This window comes from Baekduia soli (genome assembly GCF_007970665.1).
GTDB classification, from domain to species: domain Bacteria; phylum Actinomycetota; class Thermoleophilia; order Solirubrobacterales; family Solirubrobacteraceae; genus Baekduia; species Baekduia soli.
On sequence record NZ_CP042430.1, the window covers coordinates 1695503 to 1713124 of the forward strand.

General features: G+C 72.5%; 18 protein-coding genes. 13 read left to right on the forward strand and 5 right to left on the reverse strand.

All coding sequences use genetic code 11. The features are described 5' to 3' along the window. The first annotated feature begins 28 nt into the window (after window positions 1-28). The 11 genes from FSW04_RS07835 to FSW04_RS07885 all read left to right on the forward strand — a co-directional run bounded on the left by FSW04_RS07835 (window position 29) and on the right by FSW04_RS07885 (window position 12422). The gene (locus FSW04_RS07835) at window positions 29-769 is read left to right on the forward strand and encodes a hypothetical protein (protein ID WP_146918013.1); all 741 of its coding nucleotides are present in this window, start codon (window positions 29-31) and stop codon (window positions 767-769) included. A 50-nt stretch (window positions 770-819) separates the two neighbouring features. Further along, window positions 820-1272, forward strand: coding sequence for a hypothetical protein (locus FSW04_RS07840; protein ID WP_146918015.1), 453 nt, complete (start codon window positions 820-822; stop codon window positions 1270-1272). Beyond that, on the forward strand, window positions 1266-3200 hold the full coding sequence (locus FSW04_RS07845; protein WP_146918017.1) for a glycoside hydrolase family 2 protein: 1935 nt from the start codon (window positions 1266-1268) through the stop codon (window positions 3198-3200). The genes FSW04_RS07840 and FSW04_RS07845 overlap by 7 nt, the downstream gene beginning before the upstream one ends. A gap of 51 nt (window positions 3201-3251) precedes the next feature. Next, window positions 3252-3947 (forward strand): 50S ribosomal protein L25, encoded by a 696-nt coding sequence (locus FSW04_RS07850; protein WP_146918020.1) that lies wholly within the window; start codon window positions 3252-3254, stop codon window positions 3945-3947. 21 nt (window positions 3948-3968) lie between these two features. Beyond that, entirely contained in the window at window positions 3969-4556 is a 588-nt protein-coding gene (gene pth, locus FSW04_RS07855) for an aminoacyl-tRNA hydrolase (RefSeq protein ID WP_146918022.1), read from the forward strand. Between the two features lie 254 nt (window positions 4557-4810). Further along, window positions 4811-8173, forward strand: coding sequence for a transcription-repair coupling factor (gene mfd, locus FSW04_RS07860; RefSeq protein WP_146918025.1), 3363 nt, complete (start codon window positions 4811-4813; stop codon window positions 8171-8173). A 108-nt stretch (window positions 8174-8281) separates the two neighbouring features. Beyond that, on the forward strand, window positions 8282-9427 hold the full coding sequence (locus FSW04_RS07865) for a peptidyl-prolyl cis-trans isomerase (RefSeq protein ID WP_187369337.1): 1146 nt from the start codon (window positions 8282-8284) through the stop codon (window positions 9425-9427). Between the two features lie 45 nt (window positions 9428-9472). Continuing rightward, entirely contained in the window at window positions 9473-10279 is an 807-nt protein-coding gene (mazG, locus tag FSW04_RS07870; RefSeq protein WP_146918029.1) for a nucleoside triphosphate pyrophosphohydrolase, read from the forward strand. Further along, on the forward strand, window positions 10276-11550 hold the full coding sequence (gene eno, locus FSW04_RS07875) for a phosphopyruvate hydratase (RefSeq protein WP_146918031.1): 1275 nt from the start codon (window positions 10276-10278) through the stop codon (window positions 11548-11550). The genes mazG and eno overlap by 4 nt, the downstream gene beginning before the upstream one ends. A gap of 119 nt (window positions 11551-11669) precedes the next feature. Then, a complete protein-coding gene (locus FSW04_RS07880) occupies window positions 11670-12050 on the forward strand; it encodes an FtsB family cell division protein (protein ID WP_146918033.1) in 381 nt (126 codons plus the stop codon). Window positions 12051-12086: 36 nt separating this feature from the next. Next, on the forward strand, window positions 12087-12422 hold the full coding sequence (locus tag FSW04_RS07885; RefSeq protein WP_146918035.1) for a hypothetical protein: 336 nt from the start codon (window positions 12087-12089) through the stop codon (window positions 12420-12422). A 1-nt stretch (window position 12423) separates the two neighbouring features. Here FSW04_RS07885 and FSW04_RS07890 read toward each other — a convergent pair whose 3' ends face one another. Together FSW04_RS07890 and FSW04_RS07895 are read right to left on the reverse strand one after the other, a co-directional pair. Beyond that, window positions 12424-13227 carry a GNAT family N-acetyltransferase gene (locus FSW04_RS07890; RefSeq protein WP_146918037.1) on the reverse strand — a complete coding sequence of 268 codons (804 nt, stop codon included), beginning with the start codon at window positions 13225-13227 and terminating at the stop codon, window positions 12424-12426. A gap of 39 nt (window positions 13228-13266) precedes the next feature. Beyond that, window positions 13267-13815, reverse strand: a complete 549-nt coding sequence (locus FSW04_RS07895) for a hypothetical protein (protein WP_146918039.1) — start codon at window positions 13813-13815, stop codon at window positions 13267-13269. Between the two features lie 227 nt (window positions 13816-14042). Here FSW04_RS07895 and csrA point away from each other — a divergent pair, with 227 nt between their 5' ends. Beyond that, a complete protein-coding gene (gene csrA, locus FSW04_RS07900; protein ID WP_146918041.1) occupies window positions 14043-14309 on the forward strand; it encodes a carbon storage regulator CsrA in 267 nt (88 codons plus the stop codon). A 35-nt stretch (window positions 14310-14344) separates the two neighbouring features. On the opposite strand, the gene FSW04_RS07905 is transcribed toward csrA, so the two are convergent. From FSW04_RS07905 to FSW04_RS07915, 3 genes are all read right to left on the reverse strand, one after another. Continuing rightward, the gene (locus tag FSW04_RS07905) at window positions 14345-14578 is read right to left on the reverse strand and encodes a hypothetical protein (RefSeq protein WP_146918043.1); all 234 of its coding nucleotides are present in this window, start codon (window positions 14576-14578) and stop codon (window positions 14345-14347) included. A gap of 18 nt (window positions 14579-14596) precedes the next feature. Next, entirely contained in the window at window positions 14597-15130 is a 534-nt protein-coding gene (locus FSW04_RS07910) for a thermonuclease family protein (protein ID WP_146918045.1), read from the reverse strand. A 103-nt stretch (window positions 15131-15233) separates the two neighbouring features. Continuing rightward, window positions 15234-16319 carry a class I fructose-bisphosphate aldolase gene (locus FSW04_RS07915; RefSeq protein WP_228430993.1) on the reverse strand — a complete coding sequence of 362 codons (1086 nt, stop codon included), beginning with the start codon at window positions 16317-16319 and terminating at the stop codon, window positions 15234-15236. Window positions 16320-16455: 136 nt separating this feature from the next. Between FSW04_RS07915 and FSW04_RS07920 the strand changes: the two genes are divergently transcribed. Then, window positions 16456-17568, forward strand: a complete 1113-nt coding sequence (locus tag FSW04_RS07920) for a carboxylate-amine ligase (RefSeq protein ID WP_146918049.1) — start codon at window positions 16456-16458, stop codon at window positions 17566-17568. The last annotated feature ends 54 nt before the right edge of the window (window positions 17569-17622 follow it).

The window sequence follows — 17622 nt, forward strand, 5'->3', positions numbered from 1 at the left end:
TCAAGGAGCAGGCTGCGAGGAGGGCGCGATGGACGAGCACCAGCGAGATCCACGGGATCCGGGGCCCGACGAGGGCGTCGCCGACGAGCTGCTTCGCCGCGCGCTCCTGGACCCCGAGGCGGCCGCCGCGGTCGCCCTCCGGGTCCACGGCCTGGCGATGGCCGAGCGCCTGACGGTCGTCTTCCACGGCCGCCGCGACCTGGGCACGATCCAGACCTACGTGGCCAACGGCGGCCACGGCGAGGGCGAGCAGCTCGGCGCCCGCGACCTGCTGCGCGTGCCCTGCGACCTGGACCTGGGGGAGACCCACACCCGCGAGGAGGCCCTCGAGGCCTACGAGCAGCAGGCGCGCACGATGCGCGACGCGCTGCAGGCCGCCGACACGGTGCTGGCCATCTGGGAGGAGCCGCTGCGCGAGGTCGCCGGGTCGACCGTCTCGGTCCTGCGCGCCATCGACCTCGACGTGCCGCTCCCCGCCCACCGGCTCATGCCGATCGCGCTGGTGGCGCCCGACCGCCGCCTCACCGTCGTCCCGGTCTGCGGCGCGCGCACGCTCGCCGAGGGCCGCCCGCCGATGGGCATCGCCTGCGCCCAGCAGGACATCGCCCACGTCTATCCGCTGCCCGACGACCCGCACGCCTGCCTGGAGGACTTCGTCGCGCGCGCGGCGGAGCACGCCCACCAGATGGCCGAGCGCCTCGAGGCCCAGGAGCGCTCCGTGCAGCGGTTCCTGGAGATCAACGGCGAGGACTACCCCGAGGCCTGCTGAGTCGCGGGGGCTGCCGCCCCCGGCGCGGCGCACGACTAGTCTGCCGGGCGGTGCTCGCCCGCCGTCGCCGCCTGATCCTGCTCCTCGCCCCGCTCGTGGTCGTCTTCCTGGCGGTCTCGTTCGTCGTGGCGCGCTTCCTGACCACGGAGAACCGCGAGCGCGCCAAGCTGGACGACCTGCTGCACCTGGAGGCCGCCGGCGACGTCGGCGGGGTCCTGCGCTCGCTGCAGGCCTGCGACGCCGCGTGCGCGGCCAAGGTCCGCGCGTTCGTGCCGCGGCTGGCCGGTCCGGGCGCCGTCAAGATCGCGCGCCTGGACTCGGGCACGTCCTACTCGCTGGGCACCGCGCAGGGCTGGAGCCGAGTGGTCTGGGTGCGGGGCGTCAACGCCGTCCCCGTCGTCCAGTGCGTCCTCGTGCGCCGCAGCGGGAGCCCGCTGACCGGTCGCTCGATCAGCCTCCTGCGCCTCAACGCGCCACTGGCGAACAACGAGGATCCGTGCTGAGCGGACCCGTCGCCGTCGTCCACCGCAACGCGCTGTCCCCGGTCGTGTTCCCCCTCCCCGAGATGCTCCGACGCTGCCTGCTGCTCTGCCTCCTCGCCGTCCTCGCGCTGCCCGCGAGCGCGCTCGCCCAGGGCGACGGCATCGTGGACAAGACGCTCTACAAGACCGGCAACTCGGGTCGCTACCTCATGGGCGGCGAGTGGCTCTACCGCGCCGACCCGTCGGGCAACGGAGCCCAGCAGGGCTTCGCGACGAGCACCTCGCGGCTGGGCTGGACGCCGGTCACGGTGCCCAACGCCTGGAACGCCAAGGACTACAGCGACGCCTCCTTCGCAGGCGGCGTGGGCTGGTACCGCAAGGACTTCCACCTGCCCTCCGCCGCCAAGGCGCTGTCGTGGGTCGTGCGCTTCGAGTCGGTCAACTACCGCTCGCGGGTCTACCTCAACGGCCGGCTCATCGGCAAGAACACCGGCGCCTACCTGCCGTTCGAGATCCGGCTGCCCGCCGGCCTGCTCAAGCGCGGCGGGCGGAACGTGCTGGCGGTGCGCGTCGACGATCGGCGCTTCCCGACCGACTTCCCGCCCTCTGGCCTGTCGACGACGGGCGTGCCGACCGGCGGCTGGTGGAACTACGGGGGGATCCTGCGCGAGGTCTACCTGCGCAAGATCGACCGCGTCGACTTCACCAACGTCGCGGTGCTGCCCGACCTGCCGTGCGGCACCTGCGACGCGCACGTGACCTACAAGGCCACGGTGCGCAACTACGGCGACAGCGCCCAGCGCGTCCGGGTCACCGCCCGCCTGGGCGCCCGCAACGTCGCGCTGGGGACCCTCGCGGTCGGCGCCAAGCGCTTCGCGACGTTCACGAAGCGCATCGCGGTCAAGCACCCCAGGGTGTGGTCGCCCGACAGCCCGTACCTCTACGACACCTCGGTGGGCGCGGCCGTGGGCGGCCGCACGCTGCAGACCTACACCGTCCGGACGGGCATCCGGTCGATCAAGGTCGTCGACGGCCACCTCATGCTCAACGGCAAGCCGCTGCACTTCCGCGGCTTCGGGACCCACGAGGACTCCCTCGACAAGGGCTTCGCGATCGACGACGCCCAGCGCGAGCAGCAGATCCAATGGGCGCGCGAGGCCGGAGCGACGCTGTTCCGCAGCCACTATCCGCTGCACCCGTACTACTACGAGCGCCTCGACGAGCTCGGGATGCTCGCCTGGACCGAGGTGCCGGTGTACTCCGTCAAGACGAAGTACCTCAAGCAGCGCCTCGTGCGCGAGCTCGCCGCCAAGGAGCTGGCCAGCGCGGTGCAGACGAACATCAACCACCCGTCGATCATCGTGTGGTCGGCGGGCAACGAGCTCAGCGCGCGGCCCGGGCCGGTGCAGGGCTACTACATCCAGCGCGCGGTCAAGCTCGCCAAGTCGCTGGACCCCACGCGCCCGGTCGGCCTGGCCGTGGCCGGCTACCCGTCGGCGGGCTGCCAGCCCGAGTACAAGCCGCTGGACGTCATCGGGATCAACGAGTACTTCGGCTGGTACTCGGGCCCCAACGGGCAGATCGCCGATCGCTCGCTGCTGTCGGACTACCTCGACAGCGTGCGACAGTGCTATCCCGACAAGGCGATCGTGATCACCGAGACCGGCGCGGAGGCCAACCGCGACGGTCCGGTCGAGGAGCGCGGGACCTACCAGTTCCAGCAGGACTTCGCGAACTACCACTTCGGCGTCTACGCGACCAAGCCGTGGCTGTCGGGCGCGATCTGGTGGACGCTGGAGGAGTTCGCGGTGCGCCCGAACTGGGAGGGCGGCAACCCGTGGCCCAACTCGCCGATCCACCAGAAGGGCGTCATCACGATGAGCGGCGTCAAGAAGCCCGCCTTCTTCGATCTGCAGCGGATCTACAAGGGCACCAAGCAGTACGGCTGACGGCCCGGGAGGCCTCGAGGCCCGCGCATTCGCTAGCCTCCCGAGCCGCCCATGGCCGACCAGACCACCAAGCTCGACGTCCACGCCCGCGAGGCCGCCCACTCGCGTGAGACCCGCCGCCTGCGCCGCTCCGGCCAGGTGCCCGGCATCCTCTACGGCGGCGGGGACGCGCCCCAGTCCTTCGCCGTCGCCGAACGTGCGCTGCGCCACGCGCTCGCCGGCAAGGGCGCCGTGCTCGATCTCAGCATCGACGGCGGCCCCGCCACGCCGGCCGTCCTCAAGGACTCCCAGCGCCACCCCGTCCGCGGCGAGCTCCTGCACGTCGATCTGCTCCGCGTCGACCTCAACGTCGCCATCGAGGCCAGCGTCGCCGTCGAGTTCGTCGGCGAGCACGAGGCACCGGGCGTCATCGAGGGCGGCATCCTCGAGCACGTCACCCGCGAGCTGACGATCGAGGCGCTGCCCAACGACATCCCCGAGTCGATCGTCGTCGACGTCTCCAAGATGGAGATGAACGCCACGATGCAGCTCTCGGAGATCACCGCGCCGGCCGGCATCACGCTCCTCGACGACCCCGACGCCACGGTCCTGGCCTCGATCACGCCCCCGAGCGTGTCGACCGAGTCCGACGACGAGGTCGAGACGGAGACCGAGCGCGTCGGCGAGAGCGGTGCGGCGCCGGAGGCCTCCGCCGAGGCCGAGCGCGGCGACGAGGCGTCGGGCGACGACGCCGCGTCGTCCGAGTAGCCCCCGCCGTCCGAGACGCCCATGCGGCTCCCGGGGCGTGCCACGCCCGTCGATTGGCTGATCGTCGGGCTCGGCAACCCCGGCACGCGCTACGCGCGCACCCCCCACAACGTGGGCTTCCTGGTCGCCGAGCGCCTCATCGAGCGCTGGGACCTGGGCCGGCCGCGCAAGACGTTCGCCGGCCTCTACGCCGACGGGCGCCTCCCGCCGCCGCCATACCCGGCGCCCCGGGTCGGCGTGCTGATGCCCCAGACCTACATGAACGAGTCGGGGCGCTCGGCCGGGCCGGCGCGCGGCGCCCTGAAGGTCGATCTCGACCACGTGATCGCCGTCCACGACGAGCTCGACCTGGCCTTCGGCGACATCCGCACGCGGCTGGGCGGCGGGCTGGCGGGCCACAACGGCCTGAAGTCGCTCAAGGCCGGGTTCGGGTCCCCCGACTTCGCCCGCGTGCGGATCGGCATCGGGCGCCCCGACAGCACCGACCCCGAGATCGTCTCGGCCCATGTCCTGGGCCGCTGGCGCCAGTCCGACGCCGAGGTCGCCGAGGTCGTCGACCGCGCCGCCGACGCCGTGCAGCGCATCGTGGACGGTCGCGAGGCGCTGTGACGCGCGGCCTCCCGCGACGGGGGGCGCCGATCGTGCTGCTCGGGGCGCTCAGCGCGCCGAGCTGGTGATGAGGACACCCGACGGCCGACGCCTGTGCCAGGCCGATGACGGCGGCGACGACCAGCGCACGAGCACGAGCGTCCTGCTGGGCGACGCGTTCTTCCTGGCCACCGCGTCCTGAGCGTCGCGCCCGCCGTCCTAAGATGGAGGTCGCACCCCGGCCGCGCCCCCGCGCGGTCGCTGCGCATGCCCACATGTCCCTGCGCTCCCTCCTCACGCACCTCGCCGACGACCCCCAGGGCCCCCGCCTCGCGGCGGAGGGCGGCCGGGCGTTCGTCTCGGCCTCCTACCGCCCGTTCGTCACCGCGGCCCTGCTCGACGGCCTCGACGGCCCGATGGCCGGGCATCCCGCGCTCGTCGTCGCCGCCGACGACCGCCAGGCCCGCGACCTGGCCGCCGACCTGCGCCACTGGCTCGCCCCGCGCCCCGTGCGCTTCTACCCCAGCCGCGGCGTGGCCTACGAGTCGCACCTCGCGCCGCCGCCGCACCTGGTCGGCCTGCGCGTCGCGGCGCTCGACGCCCTCCTGGCCGACGACCCCGGCCGCGAGCCGCCGGTGGTGGTCGTCAGCGCGGTCGCGCTGAGCGAGAAGGTCCCCGACCCGGCGCTGCGGCCCTCGTCGTTCACGCTGCGCACCGGCGACCTCCTGGACCTCGACGAGTGCGCGACCGACCTCGTCGCCGCCGGCTACGAGCGCGTCGACCAGGTCGACGACCGTGGTCAGTTCGCCATTCGCGGCGGGATCCTCGACGTCTACCCGGCCACGGCCGACCATGCGGTGCGCGTCGACCTCTTCGACATCGAGATCGAGTCGCTGCGCGCGTTCTCGACGTTCACGCAGCGCTCGCTCGGCGAGCTCGACGAGCTCGAGATCGCGCCGGCCGCCGAGCTGGCCGTCGAGCACCGCGAGGCGGCCGAGATCGCCGCGATCTCCGACGCCGAGGACCGCCCGGACGTCGCGCAGCTGCTGCCGGTGGACCGCTTCCACGCGTTCCTGGACCTCGCACCCGCCGATGCCGCGGTGATCCTGGCCGAGGAGGCCGAGATCGACCCGGCGCTGCACGACCACTGGCAGGACGTCTGCGCCGCGTTCCACGACGTCGACGCCCACCACCTCTACGTCGCCCCCGACGCGGTGAGCGCCGCGCTGGACGGCCGCGCGCATGTGCGCCTGAGCGCGCTGAACTCCGACCAGCCCTTCGAGTTCCGCGCCCAGGCCGCCGACCTCGGCGCGCGCTCGCTGCGCGAGGCCGAGCCCCAGCTCGAGAAGTTCGTGCGCTCCGGCTACCGCACCGTCGTGACCTGGCCCCAGCGCGGCGGCGGCGAGCGCACGGCCTACAACCTGGCCCGGCTGAAGGCCCACTGGCTCGAGGGCGACGAGCTCACGACCGAGCCGGGCGAGCTGCGCTTCGCGGTGGCCGGCCTGCGCGACGGCTTCATCGCGGGCGGCCCGCGCATCGCCGTCATCCCCGAGCATCGCCTCTTCCGCCGCCGGCGCTCGGAGCGCACGGACGCCCGCGGGCCCTCGCGGCGCGGTGCGCTGCGCTCCTTCAGCGACCTGCGCACGGGCGAGCACATCGTCCACGAGGACCACGGCATCGCGCGCTTCGCGGGCTTCGAGACCAAGACCGTCGCGGGGGTCACGCGCGACTACCTCCAGCTCGAGTTCGCCGGCAGCGACAAGGTGTACATGCCCGTCGACCAGCTCGCGAAGATCTCGCGCTACCTCGGCGCGGGCGCGGGCTCGCCGACGCTGAGCAAGCTCGGCGGCAAGTCCTGGGAGACGATGAAGGCCCGGGCCCGGCGTGCGGCCCAGGAGCTGGCCGGCGAGCTGCTCAACCTCTACGCGGAGCGCCGCCGGCGCGCCGGCCACGCGTTCCCCGAGGACTCCGAGTGGCTGCGCGAGTTCGAGGAGAAGTTCCCCTACACCGAGACCGCCGACCAGCGCGAGGCCATCGAGGTCGTCAAGGCCGACATGGAGCGCCCGCAGCCGATGGACCGTCTGATCTGCGGCGACGTGGGCTACGGCAAGACCGAGGTCGCGCTGCGCGCGGCGTTCAAGGCGGCCGACGACGGCAAGCAGGTCCTCGTCCTGGCGCCCACGACGATCCTCGCCCAGCAGCACTACGGCAACTTCGCCGAGCGGCTGAAGGACTATCCCTTCACCGTCGACCACGTGTCGCGCTTCCGCACGCCCAAGGTCCAGAAGGAGGTCGTCACGGCCTTCAACGAGGGCCACGTCGACATCCTCATCGGCACCCACCGCCTCCTGGGCCGCGACATGCGGGGCAAGGACATCGGGTTGATCATCGTCGACGAGGAGCAGCGCTTCGGCGTCAAGCAGAAGGAGCTGCTGCGCCAGCTCAAGCTCAAGGTCGACGTCATCGCGATGTCCGCGACGCCGATCCCGCGCACGCTGCAGATGTCGATGGCCGGGGTGCGCGACATCAGCGTCATCGAGACGCCGCCCGAGGGTCGGCGCCCGGTCAAGACCTACGTCGGCGAGTACGACGAGGAGGTCGTCAAGCAGGCCATCATGCGCGAGCACGCGCGCGGCGGCCAGGCGTTCTTCGTGCACAACCGCGTCGAGACCATCGACGAGACGGCCGAGCGCCTGCGGGGGCTGTGCCCCGGCGTGCGCTTCGAGGTCGCCCACGGCCAGCTCGACGAGAAGGAGCTCGAGAAGCGGATGCTGGCGTTCCTGCGCGGGGAGGCCGAGGTCCTCGTGGCGACGTCGATCATCGAGTCGGGCATCGACATCCCGCAGGCCAACACGCTCATCGTCGAGCGCTCCGACCTCTTCGGCCTGGCCCAGCTCTACCAGATCCGCGGCCGGGTCGGGCGCTCCCGGGAGCGGGCCTACGCCTACCTGCTGTACCCCGCCCACGCGGCGCTGACCGAGGAGGCGATGAAGCGCCTCAGCGCGCTCAGCGACTACACCGAGCTCGGCGCCGGCTTCAAGATCGCGATGCGCGACCTCGAGATCCGCGGCGCGGGCAACCTGCTCGGCGACGAGCAGTCCGGCCACGTCGCCGCCCTGGGCTTCGAGCTCTACATGCAGATGCTCGACGAGGCGGTGCAGGAGGCCGGGGCCTCCGGCGAGGGCGACGAGCGCGAGCCCGTCCGGCTGGACGTCAACGTCGACGCCTACGTCCCCGCCGACTACATCCCCTACGAGCAGGCCAAGATCGACGTGCACCGCCGGATCGCCGGGGCCCGCGAGGTGGCCGAGCTCATGCTGCTGCGCGACGAGCTCGAGGACCGCTTCGGGGAGGTCCCGGTGCCGCTGCTCAACCTCCTGGCCCTCCAGCAGGCGCGGATCAAGCTCGGGATGGCCGGCGCGCGGGCCGTCTCGTTCCGCGGCGACCGGCTGGCGGTGACGCCGGTCGACCTCGACGCCGAGCGCGCGGCGCGCCTGAAGGCCGCGCTGCCCGAGTCGACCTACGAGCCGGGCCGCTCGCAGCTCTCCGTGCGCGTCCCCGCGGACCCCGAGCACCGCTTCCCGGCCGTCGTGGCGGCCGCCGACGCGCTCCTGGCGGTCTCCACCGAGGCCGCCTGACCGATCGGGCCGGGGCCGGTTTAAGCCGGGCTTCATGCTGGTCCTGCTAGCTTCCGCGCCGTTATGTCATCGCCCCGTCGGTACCTGGCGCTCGCGGGCGCCTTTTTCGTGCTCCCCCTTGCGCTGTCGGCCTGCGGGTCCAGCGGCGTGCCCGGCAACGCCGTGGTCAAGATCGGAAGCGACTCCATCAAGACCACGGAGTTCAACCACTGGCTGACCGTCGCGGCGACGAGCCAGGCGCAGCAGAGTGGGTCCACGGCGGCGGTCGTGGTGCCCGACCCGCCGAACTACACGAAGTGCATCGCGAACAAGAAGAAGACGGCCGCCAAGCCGGCCAAGGGCCAGCCGACGCCCACCGACGCGACGTACAAGACGCAGTGCACGACGGAGTACAACACGCTGCGCGACCAGGTCATGCAGTTCCTGATCTCGTCGGCGTGGATCGAGGGCGAGTCGGCCGACAACGGCGTGAAGATCAGCGACGCCGACGTCAAGAAGGACTTCGACAAGCAGCGCCAGCAGAGCTTCCCCAAGGACTCGGACTACCTGGCGTTCCTGAAGTCCTCGGGCTACATCCAGGAGGACCTGCTCTACCGCATCCGCGTGCAGGACCTCTCGACGAAGCTGCGCACGCAGATCCTCAAGGGCACCGACAAGGTCACCGACGCGCAGATCGCGGCCTACTACAACAAGAACAAGTCGCGGTTCGCCGTGCCGGAGAAGCGCGACATCCGGATCGTGCTGACCAAGACCGAGGCCCAGGCCAACGCGGCCAAGAAGGCGCTGGACAGCGGCCAGTCCTTCAAGACGGTCGCCGCCAAGGACTCGATCGACCAGGGGACGAAGGCCAATGGCGGCCTGCTCTCCGCGGTCCCCAAGGGCCAGCAGGAGAAGGCGCTGGACGACGCGACGTTCGCGGCCGCCAAGGGCAAGATCTCGGGCCCCGTCAAGACGCAGTTCGGCTACTACGTCTTCGAGGTGACCAAGATCACCCCGGGCTCGCAGCAGACGCTCGACCAGGCCAAGGAGTCGATCAAGCAGCTCCTGGTCAGCCAGCAGCAGCAGACCAAGCTCAACGACTTCGTCAAGCAGTTCCAGAAGAAGTGGAAGGCCCGCACGGACTGCCGCAAGGGCTACGTGACGCAGGACTGCAAGAACGCCCCGAAGCCGACGGCGACGACGGCGACGACGGGCGCGGCGACGCAGAACCCGGCGCCCGCGGGCGGGACCGCGACCACGACGACCGGGCAGTAGTGAGCGGGACCCCGGCGAGCCCGGGGTCCGGCTAGCCTGCGGCGGGTGTCCGAGGACCCCGCCGCCCAGCAGGCCGCGCAGGCGCTGCAACGACTCGACGAGCTCACGCGGCGCCTGCGGGTGGAGTGCCCGTGGGACCGCGAGCAGGACGAGCGCACGATCGTCCCGCACACGCTCGAGGAGGCCTACGAGCTCGCCGACGCCGCCCATCGCCGCGACGACGGCAAGCTCCTGGACGAGCTGGGCGACGTCCTCTTCCAGGTCCACTTCCTGGCGCTGCTGCTCGAGGAGCGCGGCACCGGGTCGCTCGCGCAGGTCGCCGAGCACGTGCGCCAGAAGCTCATCCGCCGCCACCCGCATGTCTTCGGCGACGTCGAAGTCGCCCACGCCGGCGAGGTCCTGGCCAACTGGGACGCCATCAAGCGCACGGAGGACGGCCGGGAGCCGGGCATCTTCGGCGAGGTGCCCGAGAACCTCCCGGCGCTGCTGTACGCACGCAAGGTCCAGCGCCGCACGGCCTCGACGGGCTTCGACGTCGACGAGCCGCCCTACGAGGCGATCGAGGGCGAGCTCGAGCAGCTGCGTGCCGCCGCCGACCACGGCGACGCCGACGCGCGCTTCCACGAGGCCGGCGACCTGCTGTTCGCCGCCGTCAACGTGGCGCGCAAGCTCAAGGTCGACCCGGAGCTCGCGCTGCGCGCGTCGGCCGATAGGTTTCGCGCCCGGGTCCAGACGGCCGAGCGCCTGGCGCAGGCCGCCGGCGAGGCCTGGACCGACCTGCCGCCCGGGCGTCAGCTCGGCTTCTACGCCCAAGCCCTCCTGGAAGACGAAGAGAGACCGAACCCGTCATGAGCCAGATCGAGAAGGTCCACGCCCGCCAGATCCTCGACTCGCGGGGCAACCCGACCGTCGAGGTCGAGCTGGCCCTGCGCTCCGGCGCCACGGGCCGCGCCGCGGTGCCCTCCGGCGCGTCCACCGGCGAGTTCGAGGCCACCGAGCTGCGCGACGGCGGCCCGGAGTACCTCGGCAAGGGCGTCACCCGGGCCGTGGCCAACGTCAACGGCGAGATCGGCGAGGCGATCGCCGGGCGCGACGCCACCGACCAGGAGGGCCTGGACGCCGCGCTCGTCGAGCTCGACGGCACGCCGAACAAGTCGCGCCTGGGCGCCAACGCGATCCTGGGCGTCTCGCTGGCCGCCGCGCACGCCGCCGCGGCCGAGGAGGGCCAGCCGCTGTGGCGCTACCTCGGCGGCGAGGCGGCGCACGTGCTGCCCGTGCCGATGATGAACGTCCTCAACGGCGGCGCGCACGCCGACAACTCCGTGGACTTCCAGGAGTTCATGATCATCCCCAGCGGCGCCGACTCCTTCAGCACCGCGCTGCGGATGGGCGCCGAGGTCTTCCACGCCCTCAAGAAGACGCTGCACGACCGCAAGCTCGGTACCACCGTCGGCGACGAGGGCGGGTTCGCGCCGGACCTCGAGTCCAACGAGGCCGCCCTCGAGCTGCTCGTCCAGGGCATCGAGGCGGCGGGCTACCGGCCCGGCGACGACGTGGCGATCGCGCTGGATCCCGCGACCTCGGAGATCTTCGGCGACGGGGTCTACGACCTCGAGCATGAGGGGCGCAAGCTCAGCTCGGCCGACCTGGCCGCCTACTGGGCCGACCTCGCCGGCAAGTACCCGATCCTGTCCATCGAGGACGGCATGGACGAGGAGGACTGGGACGGCTGGAAGGCGCTGACCGACGCGATCGGCGACACGGTCCAGCTCGTCGGCGACGACCTGTTCGTCACCAACGTGCAGCGCCTGAAGCGCGGCATCGACAGCGGCACCGCCAACTCGATCCTCATCAAGGTCAACCAGATCGGCACCCTCAGCGAGACGCTGGCCGCGATCGCGATGGCGCGCGAGGCCGGCTACACCGCGGTCATGTCGCACCGCTCGGGTGAGACGGAGGACGTCACGATCGCCGACCTGGCCGTGGCCACCGGCTGCGGCCAGATCAAGACCGGTGCGCCGTCGCGCTCGGACCGCGTCGCCAAGTACAACCAGCTCCTGCGCATCGAGGAGGCGCTCGGCGCCGACGCGACGTTCCCGGGCCGCAGCGTCTTCCGCTCCTAGGCGAACGCCGGCCCAGGGGGCCGGGTCCGCTCGGCGGGTTCGCCCCAGGGGGCCGAACCCGCCGAACATCCGTCGGCCCGGGGCAGGAACCTGCCGCCCCGGGGCGAACCGCGGAAGCGATGGCATCCGCCCGCCAGTCCGCCGCGGCCCGCGAACGCACCCGCCCGCGGCCCGACCCTCCCAGCCGTCGTCCCCGGGCGATCCCGGGCGGGGCCCGCGGCATCCGCTGGGACCGCGTCGGCCGGGTCGCGCTGCTCATCGTGCTCTTCGGCGTCGTCGCCCTCTACGTGGGCCCGTCGATCTCGTTCTTCCACACCTACCGGGACGCCCAGGCACGGCGCGCCGAGGTGCGCCAGCTCCAGCACGAGAACGAGCGCCTGCGGGCCCGCCGCAAGGCGCTGCAGGACCCTCGGACGCTCGAGCGCGAGGCGCGCCGCCTCGGCCTCGTCAAGCCCGGCGAGCGTCCCTACATCGTCAAGGGCCTGCCCGGGGACCGCTGAGGCGGGGCGCCGGATGACCGGCGCTACGCTGGCGGCGTGGCCGACTTCCAGACCGCGATGCACCAGTGGCGGGACGGCGAGCGGCGGGTCCGCGAGGCCCTGCCCGACGAGCGCCTGGCCCTGGAGCGCGTGACCGATCGCATCCTCGCCGAGCTGCGCCGGCGCCTCGGCGGCCCCTTCACGATCGACGAGCTGCTTCAGCTCTACGATCAGGGGACGGGCTGGTGCACCGACATCGCCTACCGCGAGGCGCCCGGCGCTCCGTGGGCGTGGGACGCCCGCACGACGGCCGACGCCGCGTTCGGCCGCTACGTGCGCGAGGCCGTCGACTACTCCGGCGGGCGGCGGCTGGATCCGCGCCCGGCCGAGTAGCTCAGGCCAGGGCGCCCGGCGCGCCGGGCAGCAGCCGCGTGAAGATCTGGACCTCGCCGACGTCCTCGAAGCCCAGCCGGCGGTAGAGCCCGATCGGCCAGTCCTCGGCGTCGGCCACGATGAACAGCAGGCCGGGGTCGGCGGCCAGCGCGGCGAGGGCGGCCGCGGCCACCACGTCGCGGCCGTAGCCGCGGCCGCGGTGGTCCTGCAGGCAGACGACGTCCTCGATCTGTGCGGCGTCGTCCCGGGTCCACAGCTTGGCCCAGGCGACCCCGGCGCCGCCGGCGTCCAGGATCCCGAAGCGCCGCTCCTGCGCCGAGGCCCCGTAGGTGCGGTGGTGCTCGAGCAGGTCCTCGCGCGTACGGCGGTCGCGGCCGTAGGGCGTGTCGGGGTCGGTCGTCAGGTAGCGCTCCTGCGCGGTCAGCGCCGTGGCGAGGTCGAGCTCGACGACGGCGGCCCGGGGCGGGGGAGGGGGCGCGCCGGTGAAGGCCAGGAAGCGGTGACGGGCCCGCTCGTAGCCCAGCCGCGCGAGCGGGTCGCCGAGCCGGCGGACGGCGGGTGGCTGCACGCACACCTGCCGGTGGGCGAGGCCGGCCCGGCGGAAGACGCCGTCGACCTCGCGGTGCAGCGCCTCGGCGTCCAGCCCGCCGGCGTCGGCGAACGTCCGCACCTGGTTGCGCTCGTAGCAGCGCGACAGCGCGGCGTCCAGGAACGCCTGGCCCCAGGACGCCGTGATGACGCGACCGGTCGCGGCGTGCATGGCGCGCTCGAAGGCCAGCGCGCGCTCCAGGCGCGGGTCGATCACGGGCCGCGCCCGTGGCCGGGCGCGGCCCGCGGCTCGGGCTCAGCCCTCGTCGTCGGCGTCGTCGGGATCGCCGACGCGCTTGATGATGATCTGGTCGGCCTCGACGGTGACCTCGACCTGGCGGTGGCCGGCCCAGTGCTCGGCATAGATCCCGTCGTCGGCGACGGCCGGGTCGAGCCACAGCCCGTAGCCCTCCTCGCCGTGGTCGAAGGTGCCCTCGTAGCCCGTGGGCGCCTTGCGGCGGGTGCGCGACCGGCCGCCGCGGCGGCCGCGGCGCGGGCGGGGCGCCGCGTCGTCGTCCTCGGCGGCCTCCTCGTCGGGGCCCTCCTCGGCGCGCCGCGCGGCCTCGGCCTCGAGCTCGGCGGCGATGAGCGCGTCGTCCTCGGCGCGCAGATCGATCTCGTCGTCGAAGTCGACTCCGGGGGTCTCGCTGGACTCGCCGTCGGGCACGAGGTCGTTCTCCTTCTTGAACGACTCGATCTGCTGCACGGTGACTTCCAGCTGGTGGGCGACCCAGGCGTCGGTGCGCCCCTGGCGCACCCACGTGCGGATCTGGTTCAGGTGAGGTCTGAGCGATCGTCTGGCCATACGAAGGGGGTCATCCTAGTGGACGGTCCGCCGCGGGCGTCGGGCCGGCCCCCTCGGGTCCCGTCCGTGGAGCGACGTCAGGTGCACGACTTCGCACAGGCTTCCGGGGCAAGGTTCGTCCCCCTACGTCGTTCCCGCAAAATCAGAGTTTCACGGCGCTTGCATGTGGGCAGCCGCCCTGCGAGACTCGACCGCCCGGTGGCAGGGACGTTGGGAGGCGTCCAACCATGCTCGTACTGACACGAAAGTCCAACCAGAGCATCATGATCGGTGACGACATCGAGGTGTCCGTCCTGTCGATCATGGGTGAGAAGGTCCGGATCGGAATCCAGGCCCCGCGAGACATCCCCGTGTTCCGCAAGGAGGTCTACCTGGAGATCCAGCAGGAGCGCAGCAGCGCGGCGCCCGAGGCGACGTCGAACGGGTCGTCGTCCGAGACGGTGCGCGGCGAGGTCGACGAGGCCCTGCGCAAGCTCGGCACCGCCAGCGAGTAGCGCGCCGGACCCTCCCGCCGGCGCCCCTCGGGCGGTCAGCCCATCACGTAGTAGAGCGTCTCGAACATCGCGATCGTGACCAGCACCGCGGTCGCGATCAGGATGAGGACGAGCAGCCCGAAGCGCATCGAGCCGCGCTTGTGAGTGCGGTCGAGGTCGCGCTTGCGCGTGCGCGCGGCAGCCTGACGCCGCAGGTGCTCCGCGCGGTCGCGGTCCTGCTGCGCCTCCTCGACGAACGCCCGTTCCAGCTGGGCGAGGCTCTTGCTCATGCGCACGGCCCGACAAGCCTACCTCCCGCAGGCGCCCCACAACCCGCGGCCGGCGTCGCGCGCCGCGCGCACGAGCGCGGCGATCCGGCTCGCGAAGCGGACGTTGGGTGCGATCGTCAGCGCCCGCGCGAAGCCGAGCCGGGCGAGCTCGGTGTTGACGAGCAGGCCGTCGGGCTCGCGGTAGACGTAGGCGAGCAGGCGGCCGAAGCGGTCGCGCGGCTCGGCGTCGGCGACCAGGCGCACGTCGCGGCCGTCGAGCAGGCGGCGCGTCGCGGCCGACGCCTCGCGCCCGTAGCACTGGACCGGCGTGCCGGGCTTGACGGACTCCGGCGTGTCGATCCCGATGAGGCGCACGCGCTCGCGGGCGCCGCCGACCCGCACCAGCAGGGTGTCGCCGTCGACCACGCGGGCCACCTGGGCGTCGCGCCCGCCCGCCGGGGTCGCGTCGCCCATGGCGGTCGTCGCGGACGGCCCCGGGCCGCCGGGCGCCCGCGAGCAGCCGTAGGCGGCGGCCAGGAGGACGAGCAGAACCCAGGGAAGCCACCGGCGCACCGGGCAGAGCCTAGGTACCGCCCCGCGCCGGCCGGGGCGGCGGCGCAGGATCGTCACGCGGGCGGCGCGCCGGCGCGCGCCCCCGGGTGACGGCCGTCACGACTCAGGCGACGGTGACCTGCTCGGACAGGTAGACGTCCTGGATCGCGTGCAGCAGCTCGACGCCCTCGCTCATCGGGCGCTGGAACGCCTTGCGCCCGCTGATGAGGCCCGTGCCGCCCGCGCGCTTGTTGATGACCGCGGTGCGGACCGCCTCGGCGAGGTCGGTCGCGCCCGAGGACGCGCCGCCGCTGTTGATGAGCCCGGCGCGGCCCAGGTAGCAGTTGGCGACCTGGTAGCGCGTGAGGTCGATCGGGTGGTCGGTCGTCAGCTTCTCGTAGACGAGCTTGCTCGTCTTGCCGTAGCTGCCGTTGAGCGCGCTGACCGCCATGTAGCCGCCGTTGGTCTCGGGCAGCTTCTGCTTGATGATGTCGGCCTGCAGGGTCACGCCGAGGTGGTTGGCCTGGCCCGTGAGGTCGGCGGCGAGGTGGTAGTCGACGTCCTGGCTGAAGGCCGGGTTGCGCAGGTAGCACCACAGCACGGTGAACAACCCCAGCCGGTGGGCCTCCTCGAAGGCGTGCGCGACCTCGACGATCTGGCGGCGGCTCTCGTCCGAGCCGAAGTAGATCGTCGCCCCGACGCCCGCCGCACCCATGTCCCACGCCCGCTGGACCGAGGAGAACATGACCTGGTCGTAGGCGTTGGGGTAGGTCAGCAGCTCGTTGTGGTTGAGCTTGACGATGAAGGGGAACTTGTGCGCGTACTTCCGGCTGACCGCGCCGAGCACGCCCACCGTCGAGGCGATCGCGTTGCAGCCGCCCTCGATCGCCAGCCGGACGAGGTTGTCGGGATCGAAGTAGATCGGGTTGGGCGCGAAGCTCGCGCCGCCGGAGTGCTCGATGCCCTGGTCGATGGGCAGGATGGAGACGTAGCCGGTCCCCGACAGGCGCCCGGAGTGGTAGAGCCACTCGAGGTTGCGCAGGACCTGGCTGGACCGATCGGTGTCCACGAACACGCGGTCCACGAAGTCGGGGCCGGGCAGATGCAGCTGGGACGCGTCGATGGTCTCGCAGCGATGCTGCAGCAGCGACTCGGCCTCGTCGCCGAGCAGCTCCTCGAGACGCGACCCGGTGAGCACGTCGGTGGTCACGGTCAGTCCTCCAGAAGAGTCTTGGTTGGTCGTACCGATCATAGAGGCGAACCCCGGCCGCGACACCGCCCGTCGGGGGGTTCCGACAGGCGGATCCCGTTCGCGGGCGCTGCCGCTCGGTAGGGTGCGGCGCCAGATGGAGCATCACTTCACCGGGCCGAGCTACACGATCGGCATCGAAGAGGAGCTGATGATCGTCGACGCGGACTCCTACGAGCTCGTCAACGCGATCGAGTCGTTGCTGGAGGACGTCCCCGAGGGCGAGATCAAGCCCGAGCTCATGGAGTCCGTCCTCGAGATCGCGACGCGGCCGGCGGCCACCACCGCCGAGGCCGGCCGGCAGCTGCGCGCGCTGCGCGACCGGGTGCGCGACCTCGCCGCCGCCAAGGGCCTGGCGATCGGGTCGGCGGGCACCCATCCGTTCGCGATGTGGGAGGACCAGCGCATCGCCGCGCGCACGCGCTACCGCGAGCTGGTGTCCGCCCTGCGCTTCGTGGCCCGCCAGGAGCTCATCTTCGGCCTGCACGTCCACGTGGCCGTCGACGACCCCGACAAGGCGATCCACGTCGCCGACGGGATGCGCGTCCACCTCCCCGTCCTGCTGGCCCTCAGCGCCAACTCGCCCTACTGGCGGGCCGACGCCACCGGCCTGGCCTCCACGCGGATGCCGATCTTCCGCCAGTTCCCGCGCGTCGGCGTGCCGCCGTCCTACCGCGACTGGGCCCACTACGAGCGCGAGATCGAGTTCATGATCTCCAGCGGGGTCATGGAGGACTACACGTACCTCTGGTACGACGTCCGTCCGCACCCGCGCTTCGGCACCGTGGAGATCCGCGCCTGCGACGCCCAGACGCGCGTGGAGCACACGCTCGGGCTCGCGGCGCTCATCCAGGCGATGGTCAAGGAGCTCTGCGAGCACTTCGACAGCGGCGCGCACCTCGGCGAGTACCCGTGGCAGATGCTCGACGAGAACCGCTGGCTGGCCGCCCGCCACGGCCTCGACGGCGAGCTCGTCGACCTGCCCTCCAACGAGCGGGTGGCGACCAAGGCGCTGGCGCGGCGGCTGCTGGACCGCCTGCGCGAGCACGCGCAGGACCTCGGCTCCGCCGAGGAGCTCACCGGGGTGGAGGACCTCCTGGCCCGCGGCAACGGCGCCGCGCGCCAGCGGCTGGTGTACGAGGCCAACCACGACCTCCGCGAGGTCATGTCGCACATCGTCACGGCGACCGCCGGCGACCCCGAGCACTGAGCGGCCGCACGCCGCGGGGCGGGCATCGGGCCTGAAGGCACCCACGGGCTCGCC